Source organism: Leisingera sp. ANG-M7 (genome assembly GCF_000813965.1).
Taxonomy (GTDB): Bacteria; Pseudomonadota; Alphaproteobacteria; order Rhodobacterales; family Rhodobacteraceae; genus Leisingera.
This window is the reverse complement of the sequence record NZ_JWLI01000005.1, coordinates 119,344-133,375: the sequence shown is the minus strand read 5'-3', so window position 1 is coordinate 133,375 and position 14,032 is coordinate 119,344. Positions and strand designations below refer to the sequence as shown.

The following is a 14,032-nucleotide window of genomic DNA, read 5'->3' as shown; positions in this document are numbered from 1 at the left end:
ATGACCCATCAGCAGCCAATCCTGAACACCTCACCCAAGGTCTCGGATGAAATCCGCAAGACCACCTGCTACATGTGTGCCTGCCGCTGCGGCATCAATGTGCACATGAAGGACGGCAAGGTTGCCTATATCGAGGGCAACCGTGATCACCCGGTGAACAAGGGTGTTCTTTGCGCCAAAGGCTCTGCCGGCATCATGCAGGTCAATGCGCCGTCGCGTCTGAAGGCGCCGATGATGCGGACCGGGCCGCGGGGGTCGGGGCAATTCAAGGAAATTACCTGGGACGAGGCGCTGGCCATTGCCGTGGGCTGGCTGGAACCAATCCGCCATGAGGCACCGGAACAGCTGGCGTTTTTCACCGGGCGCGACCAGTCGCAAAGCTTCACCAGCTTCTGGGCGCAAAGCTATGGCACGCCGAACTATGCCGCGCACGGCGGCTTCTGCTCGGTCAATATGGCAACCGCGGGCATCTACACCATGGGCGGCGCCTTCTGGGAGTTCGGCCAGCCCGATTGGGACCACACCAAGCTGTTTCTGCTATTCGGTGTCGCGGAGGACCACGATTCCAACCCGATCAAGATGGGCATCGGCAAGATCAAGAAGCGCGGCGCGCGGGTGATCGGCGTCAATCCGATCCGCTCCGGCTACAACGCTGTTGCGGACGATTGGGTCGGCATCACCCCCGGCACTGACGGTCTTTTCATCCTGTCGATGATCCACGTGCTGATGAAGGCAGGCAAAATCGACCTCGACTACCTCAGCCGCTTCACCAACGCACCGGTTCTGGTGAACGCCTCGGAAGGGCCTGAAAAGGGCCTGCTGATGCGTGACGCAGACGGCAAGATGCTGGTCATCGACCGCAACACCGGCAAACTGACCCCCTTCGACCAGCCCGGCGTGCGCCCGGACCTGTCGGCGGTATACGAAAAGGACGGCGTCACCCACCGCCCGGTCTTTCACCTGATGGCCGAGCGTTATCTGGCCGATGAATACGCGCCCGAAGCGGTTGCGGACAAATGCGGCATCCCGGCCAAGCGCATCCGCGCCATCGCCGGCGAGCTGGCCCGTGTCGCCTTTGACGAGGCCTTTGAGCTGGACCACGAGTGGACCGACTTCCGCGGCGAGAAGCATACCAAGATGACCGGCCGCCCGGTTGCCATGCACTCGATGCGCGGTGTCTCGGCCCATGCCAATGGCTTCCAGACTTGCCGCGCGCTGCATGTGTTGCAAATCCTTCTGGGCACTGTAGAGGTTCCCGGCGGCTTCCGCTTCAAACCGCCCTACCCCAAGCCGGTCGAGGCGCACCCCACCCCGCACTGCAAAGCCACGCCGGACACCCCGCTGGACGGCCCGCACCTGGGCTTTGTGCGCGGACCAGAGCATCTGGCGCTGAAAGAAGACGGCAGCCCGGCGCGGATCGACAAGGCGTTTACCTGGGAAAACCCGATGTCGGCGCATGGACTGATGCACATGGTGATCTCCAACGCCCATGCAGGAGATCCCTACAAGATCGACACGCTGTTCATGTATATGGCCAATATGTCGTGGAACTCCTCCATGAACACCAAAGGTGTGATGGAGATGCTGACCGACAAGGATGAGAACGGCGATTACAAGATCCCGCATATCATCTACTCGGACGCCTACAGTTCCGAAATGGTAGCCTTTGCCGACCTGATCCTGCCCGACACCACCTATCTGGAGCGCCACGACTGCATCTCGCTGCTGGACCGCCCGATCTGCGAGGCCGACGCGGCAGCGGATGCCATCCGCTGGCCGGTGATCGAGCCGGACCGCGATGTGCGCGGTTTCCAGACAGTGCTGATCCAGCTAGCCAACCGGATGAAGCTGCCCGGCTTCACCAACGAAGACCGCACGGCCAAGTGGAAAGACTACGCCGACTATATCGTCAACCACGAACGCAAGCCGGGAATTGGCCCATTGTCCGGTTTCCGCGGTGAAGACGGCAGCAAAACCGGCCGCGGTGAAGTGAACCCGGAGCAACTGAATCAGTATATAGAAAACGGCGGCTTCCATGTGGCCCACATCCCCGAAGGCGCGGATTACTACAAACCCTGGAACACCTCCTATCAAGACTGGGCCGTGGACATGGGCATCTACGACAGCCCCCAGCCTTATCTGTTCCAGCTCTATGTTGAACCGATGCGCAAGTTCCAGCTGGCCGCCGAAGGCCACGGCGAGCGCCAGCCGCCCGAGCATCTGCGCCAGCGGGTGAAAGACGTGATGGATCCTCTTCCGATCTGGTATGAAACTGACCAGCAAGGGAACGAGGGCTTCACCGTCAACGCGCTGACCCAGCGCCCGATGGCAATGTACCACTCCTGGGGTACCCAGAATGCCTGGCTGCGCCAGCTGCACGGCCGCAACCCGCTCTATGTTCCATCTAAGCTGATGCGCGAGCACGGGCTGCAGGACGGCGACTGGGCCAAGGTCACCTCGCCGCACGGAGAAATCACCGTTCCGGTGATGGAGATGGCCGCGCTCAATGACAACACCGTCTGGACCTGGAACGCCATCGGCAAGCGCAAAGGCGCCTGGGCGCTGGAGGAGAACGCACCGGAGGCCACCAAGGGCTTCCTGCTCAATCACCTGATCCACGAGCTGCTGCCCGCCAAGGGCGACGGCATGCGTTGGGCCAACTCGGATCCGATCACTGGCCAGGCGGCCTGGTTCGACCTGAAAGTCAAAATCGAAAAGGCCGCCGCGCCGTCTGACATGCAGGAAAGCCAGCCGGCCTTCCCGGCGCAAGAATCCCCGGTCGGCACCGGCCCGAAAGAACTGAAGTGGAAAGTAGGCAAATGACTGAGCTCCCCGACTCCACAGAACGCAAGATGGGCCTGGTCATCGACCTGGACACCTGCGTCGGCTGCCATGCCTGTGTGATCTCCTGCAAAGGCTGGAACACCGAAAACTACGGCGCACCGCTGTCTGACCAGAACCCCTATGGTGGCGACCCGTCGGGCACCTTCCTGAACCGGGTGCATTCCTATGAGGTGCAGCCGGAACAGGGCCACGCCCAGCTGATCCATTTCCCCAAGTCCTGCCTGCACTGCGAGGACGCGCCCTGCGTCACCGTCTGCCCTACCGGCGCCAGCTACAAACGCGTCGAAGACGGTATTGTTCTGGTGAACGAGGACCATTGCATCGGCTGCGGGTTGTGCGCCTGGTCCTGCCCTTACGGCGCACGGGAGCTGGACTTGGCCGAAGGGGTGATGAAGAAATGCACCCTCTGCGTTGACCGGATCTACAACGAAAACCTGCCGGAGGTGGACCGCATCCCATCCTGCGTGCGGACCTGCCCTGCAGGCGCGCGCCATTTCGGCGATCTGGGCGACCCGGAAAGCGATGTCTCCAAACTGGTGGCAGAGCGCGGCGGCATGGATCTGATGCCCGAGATGGGCACCAAACCGGTGAACAAGTATCTGCCGCCTCGTCCCAAGGACCAGATCGAGGATCAGATCGATATCCTCGCACCGCTGCTGGCGCCGGTCGCTGAAGAGCCGCAGGGCTTCATGGGCTGGCTGGACAAAGCTCTCGACAAACTTCCGGGAGGAGCGAACTGATGCATCCCGCACCCTCAGTCATCATCTTCACCACCCTATCGGGCCTGGGCTTTGGCCTGCTGTTCTTCCTCGGCCTCGGCCAGCCCGCCGTGACCGGCTCGGTGGCCTTCGTGTTCTATGCCATCGCCTTTGGCCTGGCTTGTGGCGGCCTGCTGGCCTCCACCTTCCACCTGGGCCACCCGGAGCGCGCCTGGCGTGCCTTCACCCAATGGAAAACCAGCTGGCTCAGCCGCGAAGGCGTCTGCGCCGTTGGCGCCTTGGCCGTCATGGGCCTCTATGCCCTTGGCGCCATCTTCATGGACAGCCATTGGACGCTGCTGGGCTGGATCGGCGCGGCACTCAGCCTGGCTACCGTTTTCACCACCTCGATGATCTATACCCAGCTCAAAGCCATCCCGCGCTGGAATATGGAGCTGACGCCTGTGATGTTCCTTTCCTTCAGCCTGGCGGGCGGTGCGCTGCTGGCCGGAGCTGAGGCCGTGGCACCCTGGCTGCTGGCCATCGCAGGCGCGGTGCAGCTGGCCTATTGGGCCAAGGGTGACAAGGCGCTGGTGGCCTCCGGTACCAACCTAGGAACTGCCACCGGTCTTGGCGATCGCGGTTCCGTGCGCGCATTTGAGCCGCCGCACACCGGCTCCAACTACCTGCTGCGAGAGTTCGTGCATCTGGTGGGCCGCAAGCACGCACAGAAGCTGCGGATGATTGCCTTTGTTCTCGGATTTGCTCTGCCGCTTTTGCTGATTCTGACCCCGGTTCAGGGTATCGTGATCAAGCATGTGTTTGCCGCCCTTGCGGTTCTGTCGCATCTTGCAGGCGTAGCCACGTCGCGCTGGCTATTCTTTGCCCAGGCCGAACATGTGGTTGGCCTCTACTACGGCAAACGCTGAAATCTTCCGGGGCGCCCATAGGGCGCCCCAAATTTCTTGAAGCATTTTTAACAGTAGGTGTCACAAACGCTCTGGCTGCCTCGTCCTGTTCCTGAAGTCATCAGAAAGGAACAGACCTATGACCCAACGCCTCGACTATTTTGCCATTGCCCCAGAGCTATTCCAGCCGATGTTGGAGCAGGAAAAGCTGTTCAAGGACAGCACCCTGGAGCACAGCCTGGTGGAACTGGTGAAGCTGCGAGCCTCGCAGATCAACGGCTGTGCCTTCTGCATTCACATGCACAGCCACGACCTTCGCGCCCATGGTGAAAGCGAGGACCGTATGCAACTGCTGAATGCCTGGCGGGAGTCCTCTCTCTACTCGAAACGCGAACGTGCTGCGCTAGCCTGGTGTGAGGCGCTGACGCGGGTGGAGGCAACCGGTGCTCCGGATGCGGACTATGAGCAAGTCACCCGGCTTTTCTCCCCGCGCGAGCAAGTGGTGCTGACGCTTCTGATCAGCGCCATTAACGCCTGGAACCGCATTGCAATCGGCTTCCGCACTCCTCATCCTGCCGCTGAGGAGGCAAACGCCGCGTGAAAGCTCAGGAAAAGAACGAAGGAACCGATGCGTTCCTGATTGCGCGGCCGCGATTGTTTGCGGCCGCCTACCGGATGCTGGGCACGGTCAGCGACACCGAGGACATTCTTCAGGATGCGTTCCTGCGCTGGCAGGCAGCGGACAAGGCTAATGTGCAGGACCCCACTGGCTATCTGATGCGGATCACCACCCGGCTGTGCCTGGACCAGCTGAAATCCGCCCGAGTCCGGCGCGAAACCTATCCCGGCGAATGGCTGCCGGAGCCGCTGCTGACCGAGGATGCAACCGAACAGCTGGACCATGACGTCTCAGTTGCACTGCTGCTGGCACTGGAAACCCTGTCGCCGCTGGAACGCGCTGCTTTCCTGCTGCATGATATTTTCGACAGCTCTTATGACGACATTTCCACCGCACTGAACCGTTCTCCCGAGGCTTGCCGCCAGTTGACTGCCCGCGCCAGACGCAAGGTGCGGGAACTGCGGCCAGAGCGCCCCTCCGATCCGGAACAGGGCCGGGAAATAACCGAGGCTTTCTTTCGCGCGTCCAGAACCGGTGACACAGAGGCCCTCACACAACTTCTGGCGAAAGATGTACGGCTGATCTCCGACGGCGGCGGCAAGGCGATGGCTGCCCTCAATCCGATTAACGGCCGGGACAAGGTGCTGCGGCTGATGGAAGGCATCGCACGCAAGTTCGCCAACACGCTTCCGAAACGCTGGCGTTTTTGCAGCCTGAACGGCCTACCGGCAGTTCTGAACCAGGCGGAGGACGGCATCTTGCAAGCGACATCGCTGGAAATCACGAATGGCAAAATCACACAGATCTACGTGACCCGTAATCCAGACAAAACCCGGCATCTGGCCGGTGCTCTAAACTGAAGACGCCAGCCCTCTTGCCTTATAGCGGCAATTCATACCGGAGTATTTCAAACCAGAAAGAAGCAAAAAGGGCGGCACTCCGATGGAGGCCGCCCTGACAAGTTAGATTATTGGCAGAAGTTTACAGCAAGCCCGCGTGCAGCATCGCTGCATCAATCGCTGCCTTGGTGCTGTCTTCCAGTGTGGTCAGTGGCGAGCGCACTTCTTCACTGCACATGCCAAGCTTGGACAGGCCGTATTTCGCCCCTGCCAGTCCGGGCTCGATGAAGATTGCCTCATGCAGCGGCATCAGCCTGTCCTGATATTCCAGAGCCTTGGCATAGTCTCCTGCCAGAGTGGCGGCTTGGAATTCGGCACAGAGCTTTGGTGCCACGTTCGCGGTCACAGAAATGCAGCCAACTCCGCCGTGTGCGTTGAAGCCCAGCGCGGTCGCGTCCTCGCCGGACAGCTGCACGAATTCCTTGCCGCAAGCCGCACGCTGCTGACTGACACGGGCCAGATCGCCGGTGGCGTCTTTCACGCCAATGATCCGCGGCAGCTTGGCCAGCTCCCCCATGGTCGCAGGCGTCATGTCGACAACCGAACGGCCTGGAATGTTGTAGATGATGATCGGCAGATCCGCGCAATCATGGGCAGCCTGGAAATGCTGCACCATGCCGCGCTGGGTCGGCTTATTGTAATACGGGGTCACAACCAGCGCCGCATCGGCACCGACCTTCTTGGCAAATTCGACAAAGCGAATCATCTCGACGGTGTTGTTGGAGCCTGCACCCGCGATCACCGGTACCCGCCCGGCCGCGGCCTTGACCGTCTCCGCGATCACCAACTCGTGCTCCTCATGGGTCAAGGTCGGGCTTTCACCGGTGGTCCCGACAGGAACCAGACCGGTCGATCCTTCGGCAATCTGCCACTCCACCAGACGTTTGAGCGCATCCAGATCCAGCTCGCCGTTCGAAAACGGGGTAACGAGTGCTGGCATAGAGCCTTTGAACATGGGCACGCTCCCTTCGCTGCAGGTGCAGGCGGCAATCCGCCGCCGTCAAGATACGGAATGCCGGTGATTTGAGTTGATACCGGCACGCCAATGAGTAACGTTCATGCCTCTATCCCCGGACCACTGGAAAATGCAAGAGATGACACGCATCCTGGCCCTTATTCTGCTGATAGCTGCGGCCCTGCCCGGCACCCCGGCACAGGCCCGTGACTTAGGCACGGCGCTTGATCTGATGCGTGCAGAGAAGTGGGACCAAGCTGCGCGCGAAGCCGGCAAGCGCCATAGCGTGGCGCGTGACATCATCGAATGGCATCGGCTGCGGGCCGGGCTGGGATCTGCTGGTGACGTAGTGGCCTTTTTGCAGCGGCGTCCGGACTGGCCCGGTCTAGACTACCTACGACGCCAGAACGAGGACGCCATAGCCGCCGCCAGTCGTGAAACCGTTTTGGCCTTCTATGCCAAGGAACGCCCGCAAACAGCCGAAGGCGCGCTGAGCCTGGGTAAGGCGCTCATTGCCGCCGGTCGGCGGGGAGATGGCGAGGCGGAGATCGTGCTGGCCTGGCGCACCATGGCGATGGGCAGCGCCATCCAGACGCTCTATCTGCGGGACTTCGGCAAGCTGCTGAAGCCCCACCACACCGCGCGGCTGGACCGGCTCTTGTGGGAGGATCATCTGGTCAGCTCCAAACGCATGCTGCCGCTGGTGCCGGAGAGCGAACGCAAGCTGGCAGAAGCCCGCATCGCTTTGCAAAAACGCGCACCTGGCGTGGACGCTAAGATCGAAGCGGTTCCGGACCGCCTGCAAGGCGCGGCCGGCCTTGCCTATGACCGCTTTGCCTGGCGCGACCGAAAACGCCTGCAGAACAGCGCCATCGAAATGCTTATGGAGCGCAGCACCAGCGCGGAGAAGCTGGGTGAACCAGGAAAATGGCTGCGCCGCCGCCGTGACTTGTCACGCCAGCTGATGCGGGATGGCGATCATGAGCGCGCCTACCAGCTCTCGGCCTATCATTTCTCTTCGCCAGAGGATGGCTACGGGTATTCCGATTGCGAATGGCTTGCTGGCTACATCGCCCTGCAGAAACTAGGCGATCCTGAACTAGCCGCCGTGCATTTCCAGCGCTTCCTCTCCTCGGTCGAGACCCCGATCTCCATCGGCCGCGGCGGCTACTGGCTGGGCCGGGCCTATGCCGCGATGGGAGAGGCAGACAAGGCACATGAAGCATACGCCAAAGGCGCGGAGTATCAGACCTCCTTCTACGGCCTTCTGGCCGCTGAGAAACTGGGACGTCCCTTTGACCCGGCTTTGGTGAAACCGGCGCCAATGCCTGACTGGCGCAAAGCGGCTTTCATGCAGTCCTCTGTAACGGAGGCCGGGCTGATGCTGCTGAAGGCCGGCGATCTGGCGCTGGCCGAGCGCTTCTTCACTCACCTGGTGGAAACCCTACCGCCGGTGCAAGCCCGGCAGCTGGGACAGATGGCGGTGGATATGGACCAGCCGCATTTGGCTGTAATGATCTCCAAGCGTGCTGCCCGCGGCGGCGTAGAGCTTGAAGGTGCCTATTACCCCTTGCATCCGGTCGCCAAACACGAGCTGCCGATGGCAGAAGAAATGGTCCTGGCCATCGCCCGCCGCGAAAGCGAGTTTGACCCGGCGGTGATCAGCCACGCCGGTGCACGCGGGCTGATGCAGGTAATGCCTGCAACAGCCAAGCTGGTGGCAACTGAACTGGGCATCCTGGCTAATCACAAAACTTCCCGCCTGACGGCGGAGTGGGATTACAACGCCAAGCTGGGCGCCAATTACCTGGCCGGGCTTGCGGGCAGGTTCCGCGGCAACGTGGTGATGATGGCGGCCGGCTACAACGCCGGCCCGCACCGTCCCATTGCCTGGATGGAACGCTATGGCGATCCGCGCGACGGCAATCCGGACATAGTCGATTGGATCGAGCACATCCCCTTCAACGAGACCCGCAACTACGTGATGCGGGTCACTGAAAGCTTGCCAGTCTACAGGGCGCGGCTGGGCAAAGTACCGCTGCCGGTGCCGTTCTCCAAAGAGCTGAAGGGCTCAACGCTTCACGCGTTCGCGCCATAAAGTGAACAGGCCCGCGGCAATGATGATGCCCGCACCGATGGCGACATTGGTGCGGATCACCTCGCCGAACACCGCCATGCCCAGCATCGCCGCCCAGATCAGGTGGAAGTAGGCGAAAGGCTGCACCGCGCTGGCCTCGGCCATCTCGTAGCACTTGATCAGCAGCCAGTGGCCGGTCACGCCCGAAACGCAAAGCAGCGCCATCCAGAACCAGTCACCCTGGCTCATCGGCTCCCAAAACCAGATACCTATGGCGGTCATGAAGACCATGCCGGCAATGCCGGTCCAAAAGAAGCTGGTGGCGGTGCTGTCCTTGCGCGCAGCGTAGCGCGTCACCAGCCCGTAAACGGCAAACATCAGCGCCGAAATGAAAGGGATCACCGCCGCCGGATTGAACACGCCCATGCCTGGCTGCAGGATAACCAGAACCCCGATCAGGCCAACTCCAATCGCCGCCCAGCGCCGCCAGCCGACGCTTTCGCCCAAAACGGGACCGCTCAGCGCTGCAACCAGCAGCGGATAGCAGATGAACACAGCCTGGCTTTCAATGAGACCCAGAATGGTGAAGCCATAGACCGCCACGCAGATTTCCGCGACCAGCAGAACGCCGCGGAAAATTTGCAGCCACAGCTGATCGGTACGGGCAGCTTTCTCAATTCCTCCCGGTGCCCGCGCAGCCAGGAACACCACAAAAGCGGCAAAGAACCAGTAGCGCACCATGACGACCATGTAAGTGTTATAGGTGCCCGCCAGATGGCGCGAGATACCGTCCTGCAGGGCAAAGACAATGGTGGCTCCAATCATCAGCAGAATACCCAGCGGCACGTTGTTATGCTGCACCCGGGGCTGAGGCAGGCTTTTGGGCTGTGGAACCATGCTCATCTCAGTACTGCCTTTGTCATATGCCGCTTGCGCCCGTAGCCGGGGATGCGGGTCACTTCAAATCCTGCCGCTTCCAGCCCGCGGCGCACAAAGCCTGCCGCCGTGTAGGTCGCCGCTGACCCGCCGGGCGCGGTATGCGCCGCAACTTCCGTCATCAGCGCCTCCTCCCACAACTCGGGGTTTTTGGCCGGAGAGAACCCGTCCAGAAACCAGGCATCAGCCTGCCCTGTCCACTCAGGCAGCGACACCCGCGCGTCGCCGGCAATCACTTCCAGTTGCAGACTGCCCAGATCGCAGCCGCCAATGCCCTGCCACTTTGCAAGGAACCGCTCTGCCCAGGGGGTAACTGCCGGGAACGCTTCCAGCGCCTTGGCCATGTCGGCGGGCGCCATCGGGAAGGCCTCGAAACTGGTGAAACACAGCGGCCCTGCCTGCCCTGTTTCCTCCCAGGCACGCCAGGCCGCCAGCATATTGAGCCCAGTGCCGAAACCCAATTCGGCAATATGAAAGCCAGACGAAAACCGTTCTGGCAGGCCATTGCCCATCAGGAACACATGCTTCGTCTCCGCCAGCCCGTCCTGGATCGAGAAATAGGGATCATCGAACTGATCCGACACCGGAACGGTGCCATCACGCCAGCTGAGGCGGGCCTGCTGGTCTGCCATGCTATAATCCCCTAAGTGGTTGTCCGGAACGGCGCGACACTGGCGAAAGGAATACCAAATGGCAATGGCAGATGTAACGGTGCGCGGGGCGGGCATCTTCGGCCTGTCAATCGCCTGGCTCTGCGCCCGGCATGGTGCGCAAGTTCAGGTAGTGGATCCATATGGCGCAGGCGCCGGCTCCAGCGGCGGGCTGGTCGGCGCGCTGGCGCCGCATGTGCCGGAGAACTGGAATGCCAAGAAGCAATTCCAGCTTGAAAGCCTGCTGATGGCCGAAAGCTTCTGGGAGGAGGTCGAGGCGACCGGCGGCGTCTCCCCCGGCTACGGCCGCACCGGACGGCTGCAACCGATCAACGACGACCGCACGCTGGAGCTTGCCTGCCAGCGCGAACAGACCGCACGCGAGTTCTGGAAGGACGAGGCCGAATGGCGCGTCTGCGAGGCCGCGTCCTTGGGGCCCTGGGTGCCGCCCAGCGCCACCGGCTATGTCATCCACGACACCCTCAGCGCCCGCATGCACCCCCGCCGCGCCTGTGCAGCGCTGGTCTCTGCCCTCGCGGTGATGGGAGTCGAGGTGCAGCCGGAGGCGCCCGATCAGGGCAAGGTGGTGCACGCCAAGGGCTATGCAGGTCTGCTGGAACTGAACGAGCGTTTCGGCAAGACCATCGGCGGCGGCGTCAAGGGCCAGGCCGCGCTGCTGCGCTTCCATGAGGGTGAGGTGCCGCAGCTTTATGCCGACGGCCTGCACATCATCCCGCACGCGGACGGCACCCTCGCTATTGGCTCCACCAGCGAGCGGGAGTTTGACGACGGCAATTCCACCGACGGACAGCTTGATGACGTGATCGAACGCGCCCGCGCGGCGGTGCCAGTGCTGCACGGGGCCGAGGTGATTGAACGCTGGGCCGGTGTTCGCCCCCGAGCCAAGTCCCGGGCCCCGATGCTTGGCGCTTGGCCCGGACGCCAGGACCACTTCATCGCCAATGGCGGCTTCAAAATCGGCTTTGGCATGGCCCCTAAAGTGGCTCACGTGTTAGCGGACCTGTTACTTGAGGACCGGGACTGCATCCCGCAGGGCTTCCGGGTCGAAGACAATCTGTAACCGGATAGCTTTTTTCTGGCCTCAATTACTCTGGGGGTAACGGCTGTTAGGTGTAGGGGTAAAAGCCCCCTGCCCGCCGTACTGCTCGAAGGATCTGCTTTGCAGTGCCTACGCCACCAACTCGGCCCGCAGCTTCTGCATCAGTTTGGTCAATGTGGCCTCGTAGTGCTCGCTCGTCAGTCGTCCGCTTTCGTCAAATTCCTTGCTGGAACCAGCGAGATGCACTTCCGGCCCAGTAATCAGCCGCGGTTGAAACGGCACTAAGAAGCCGCGCAGGACCATCTGCGCGCGCTCGCCCCCGGCGCGGCCCGCAGCTGCCGACATCACTGCTACAGGTTTGTCCGCCCATGGGTTTCCCTCGGTCCTGCTCACCCAGTCCAGCGCGTTCTTCAGTACACCCGACGGCCCCTTGTTGTATTCTGGCGTCGCGATCACGATGGCATCCGCCGCCGCGATCTGATCTGCCAGCACTTGAACCGAAGGCGGAATACCCTCTTCTGCTTCTAAGTCGCCATCGTAGAGCGGCATATTCAGATCGGCCTCCAAGACCGACGCAAGCCCAAATACCCGCGCAGCCTCGGCCAGCAGCTTACGGTTGGTGGCCTCACGGCGCAGCGAGCCGGAAATTGTGAGCAGGACGAGGTCAGCCATGGAGAGTTCCTTCTGTTCGCATCAGTGGTGCCCCCATCATGTATGAGGCTGACGTCAACTTGAAACAGCCATACCCGCGCAGTCCATGTGCAGCGTTGCGTAACCCTGCCGTTGTTTGAATGAAAACAGCCCGCCCCATGCGGGACGGGCTGAAATACTTCTCATCCGGCTCCGGCTTAGGCCGCCTGCGGGATTACCACCACTTCGACGCGGCGGTTCTGCGCCTTGCCTTCCGGCGTCAGGTTAGACGCCACCGGCTGGTTCTCGCCCCGGCCAATGATGCGCAGGCGGTTATAGGGAACCCCGCCTGCCTGGATCTGGTCCGCCACCGCATTGGCGCGGCGCTCGGAAAGGCCCTGGTTATACCCTGCATCGCCATCGCTGTCGGTATGGCCGATCACCTGCACAATGCTGTTAGGATATCGCACCAGGCTGTCGGCAACCCGGCGCAAGTCGCCCTGCACGGCCGGAGAAACCGACGCACTGTCAGTTGCAAAGGTCAGATCATTCGGGAACGACAGGATCAGCCGGTCACCGGTGTTGACGATAGTGATGTCGTCGTTGGCCAGCGTCTGACGAAGCTCGCGCTCCTGCGCGTCGAGCTGATTGCCGATCACACTGCCCGCGGTCGCACCAACCAGCGCGCCGGTCACGGCACCCAGGCCACGATCAGAGTCATTTGCTATGGCCCCGACACCCGCACCGATGATACCGCCCAGAACCGCCCCTTTTTGCGTGTTGCTGCCCTGAGTGCCGATAGTTGCAGGATCGGTACAGGCGCCAAGAGCCAGGGTTGCGGCGACAATACCAGCCGTGGAGAGTTTCATCTGCATCTCAAAATTGCCTTCTGGTTTCTAAGGTCCGGGCAACACCCGGCGTCCGCTGGAATATCGGGGCGCAAGACCGTGTTCTCAAGCCAAAGAGTCTCAACTTCGGCGGATTACCGCGCAAAACCCGCGGAACCGGGGGTGTTCAGGGCGCAAAAGCGAAGTTCCAGCCTTCCTGCTCCATCCAAAGTTTACGCAAGGAACCAGCCTCCGCAGCAAAATCCGCCTCTTGAAGGTCCGCCGCAAGCATACGGTCAGTGCGGAAATGCCGGAACCCGCCGCGCAGCTCGCACCAGGCAGCCAGCATAGTGCATTCGATGTGATAGATCAGCGCCAGAGGCCGCAGCGTGCGGCAGCTTTCTCCACTCTCCGGGCTGAAATAGGTCAGATGCAGCTTGCGGCTTTCCCGCACTGCTTGGCGCAGCAGTGCTTTGGACACGCAACCTTGCTCCGGATCATCCAGCGGCGCCCCCCAAGGGGCGACCTGCAGCCAGTCGGCAGTGGCATGCACATCCTTGATCTTGTGGCTCACCCGCTCCGCTGCCTTCTGCAGGGCACCATCCCCGGTGCGCATCAGCATCGCCAGCCCTACGTGCAGCGCCTCCAATTCTTCTTCGTCGAAATTGAGCGGAGGCAAATCATAGCCTTTGCGCAGCATATAGCCGATACCTGCTTCGCCTTCCACCGGTGTGCGCATCGCCTGCAGGGCCGCGATGTCCCGGTAAATGGTGCGCTTGGACACCTCCAGCTTCCCGGCAAGGTCCTCTGCCCGCACCGGAGCGGAGGCAGACCGCAGGATCTGGATGATTTCGAACAAGCGGCCGGTACGAGGCATAGGCGGGGCTCCAGTGACATTCTGCTGACACTCTAGCACATACCACTGACAA

13 protein-coding genes are annotated in these 14,032 nt (G+C 61.8%); 7 read left to right on the top strand and 6 right to left on the bottom strand.

Features of this window, described 5'->3' with window-relative positions; translation table 11 throughout:
• The 5 genes from RA26_RS06100 to RA26_RS06080 all read left to right on the top strand — a co-directional run bounded on the left by RA26_RS06100 (position 1) and on the right by RA26_RS06080 (position 5,929).
• On the top strand, positions 1–2,823 hold the full coding sequence (locus RA26_RS06100; RefSeq protein WP_039181355.1) for a molybdopterin oxidoreductase family protein: 2,823 nt from the start codon (positions 1–3) through the stop codon (positions 2,821–2,823).
• The gene (locus RA26_RS06095; protein ID WP_039181352.1) at positions 2,820–3,584 is read left to right on the top strand and encodes a 4Fe-4S dicluster domain-containing protein; all 765 of its coding nucleotides are present in this window, start codon (positions 2,820–2,822) and stop codon (positions 3,582–3,584) included. The genes RA26_RS06100 and RA26_RS06095 overlap by 4 nt, the downstream gene beginning before the upstream one ends.
• Entirely contained in the window at positions 3,584–4,471 is an 888-nt protein-coding gene (locus tag RA26_RS06090) for a dimethyl sulfoxide reductase anchor subunit family protein (RefSeq protein ID WP_039181349.1), read from the top strand. Before RA26_RS06095 ends, RA26_RS06090 begins: the two co-directional genes overlap by 1 nt.
• Before the next feature lie 118 nt (positions 4,472–4,589).
• Entirely contained in the window at positions 4,590–5,051 is a 462-nt protein-coding gene (locus tag RA26_RS06085; RefSeq protein ID WP_039181346.1) for a carboxymuconolactone decarboxylase family protein, read from the top strand.
• Positions 5,048–5,929, top strand: coding sequence for a sigma-70 family RNA polymerase sigma factor (locus RA26_RS06080; protein WP_039181344.1), 882 nt, complete (start codon positions 5,048–5,050; stop codon positions 5,927–5,929). Before RA26_RS06085 ends, RA26_RS06080 begins: the two co-directional genes overlap by 4 nt.
• Positions 5,930–6,050: 121 nt before the next feature.
• On the opposite strand, the gene dapA is transcribed toward RA26_RS06080, so the two are convergent.
• Positions 6,051–6,923, bottom strand: coding sequence for a 4-hydroxy-tetrahydrodipicolinate synthase (gene dapA, locus RA26_RS06075; RefSeq protein ID WP_039181341.1), 873 nt, complete (start codon positions 6,921–6,923; stop codon positions 6,051–6,053).
• Between the two features lie 139 nt (positions 6,924–7,062).
• Here dapA and RA26_RS06070 point away from each other — a divergent pair, with 139 nt between their 5' ends.
• Entirely contained in the window at positions 7,063–9,021 is a 1,959-nt protein-coding gene (locus tag RA26_RS06070) for a lytic transglycosylase domain-containing protein (protein ID WP_039181338.1), read from the top strand.
• Here RA26_RS06070 and RA26_RS06065 read toward each other — a convergent pair.
• Complete coding sequence (locus RA26_RS06065) at positions 8,995–9,903, bottom strand: DMT family transporter (protein ID WP_039181334.1); 909 nt, start codon at positions 9,901–9,903, stop codon at positions 8,995–8,997. The genes RA26_RS06070 and RA26_RS06065 overlap by 27 nt on opposite strands.
• Positions 9,900–10,568 (bottom strand): tRNA (5-methylaminomethyl-2-thiouridine)(34)-methyltransferase MnmD, encoded by a 669-nt coding sequence (gene mnmD, locus RA26_RS06060; RefSeq protein ID WP_039181332.1) that lies wholly within the window; start codon positions 10,566–10,568, stop codon positions 9,900–9,902. The genes RA26_RS06065 and mnmD overlap by 4 nt, the downstream gene beginning before the upstream one ends.
• A 58-nt stretch (positions 10,569–10,626) precedes the next feature.
• On the opposite strand from mnmD, the gene RA26_RS06055 reads away from it, so the two are divergent.
• Positions 10,627–11,667, top strand: a complete 1,041-nt coding sequence (locus tag RA26_RS06055; RefSeq protein ID WP_039181329.1) for an NAD(P)/FAD-dependent oxidoreductase — start codon at positions 10,627–10,629, stop codon at positions 11,665–11,667.
• 108 nt (positions 11,668–11,775) lie between these two features.
• Here RA26_RS06055 and RA26_RS06050 read toward each other — a convergent pair whose 3' ends face one another.
• The 3 genes from RA26_RS06050 to RA26_RS06040 form a co-directional block, all read right to left on the bottom strand.
• Positions 11,776–12,318 carry an NADPH-dependent FMN reductase gene (locus RA26_RS06050; RefSeq protein ID WP_039181326.1) on the bottom strand — a complete coding sequence of 181 codons (543 nt, stop codon included), beginning with the start codon at positions 12,316–12,318 and terminating at the stop codon, positions 11,776–11,778.
• 176 nt (positions 12,319–12,494) lie between these two features.
• Positions 12,495–13,151, bottom strand: a complete 657-nt coding sequence (locus RA26_RS06045) for an OmpA family protein (protein ID WP_082015771.1) — start codon at positions 13,149–13,151, stop codon at positions 12,495–12,497.
• A gap of 139 nt (positions 13,152–13,290) precedes the next feature.
• Positions 13,291–13,980, bottom strand: a complete 690-nt coding sequence (locus tag RA26_RS06040; RefSeq protein WP_039181323.1) for a helix-turn-helix transcriptional regulator — start codon at positions 13,978–13,980, stop codon at positions 13,291–13,293.
• Between the last annotated feature and the right edge of the window lie 52 nt (positions 13,981–14,032).

Excerpts from the sequence above, each read along its gene's own strand:
- RA26_RS06100 (WP_039181355.1), top strand. The coding sequence starts at position 1 with ATGACCCATCAGCAGCCAATCCTGAACACCTCACCCAAGGTCTCGGAT.
- RA26_RS06095 (WP_039181352.1), top strand. The coding sequence starts at position 2,820 with ATGACTGAGCTCCCCGACTCCACAGAACGCAAGATGGGCCTGGTCATC.
- RA26_RS06090 (WP_039181349.1), top strand. The coding sequence starts at position 3,584 with ATGCATCCCGCACCCTCAGTCATCATCTTCACCACCCTATCGGGCCTG.
- RA26_RS06085 (WP_039181346.1), top strand. The coding sequence starts at position 4,590 with ATGACCCAACGCCTCGACTATTTTGCCATTGCCCCAGAGCTATTCCAG.
- dapA (WP_039181341.1), bottom strand. The coding sequence starts at position 6,923 with ATGTTCAAAGGCTCTATGCCAGCACTCGTTACCCCGTTTTCGAACGGC.
- RA26_RS06070 (WP_039181338.1), top strand. The coding sequence starts at position 7,063 with ATGACACGCATCCTGGCCCTTATTCTGCTGATAGCTGCGGCCCTGCCC.
- RA26_RS06065 (WP_039181334.1), bottom strand. The coding sequence starts at position 9,903 with ATGAGCATGGTTCCACAGCCCAAAAGCCTGCCTCAGCCCCGGGTGCAG.
- mnmD (WP_039181332.1), bottom strand. The coding sequence starts at position 10,568 with ATGGCAGACCAGCAGGCCCGCCTCAGCTGGCGTGATGGCACCGTTCCG.
- RA26_RS06055 (WP_039181329.1), top strand. The coding sequence starts at position 10,627 with ATGGCAATGGCAGATGTAACGGTGCGCGGGGCGGGCATCTTCGGCCTG.
- RA26_RS06050 (WP_039181326.1), bottom strand. The coding sequence starts at position 12,318 with ATGGCTGACCTCGTCCTGCTCACAATTTCCGGCTCGCTGCGCCGTGAG.
- RA26_RS06045 (WP_082015771.1), bottom strand. The coding sequence starts at position 13,151 with ATGCAGATGAAACTCTCCACGGCTGGTATTGTCGCCGCAACCCTGGCT.
- RA26_RS06040 (WP_039181323.1), bottom strand. The coding sequence starts at position 13,980 with ATGCCTCGTACCGGCCGCTTGTTCGAAATCATCCAGATCCTGCGGTCT.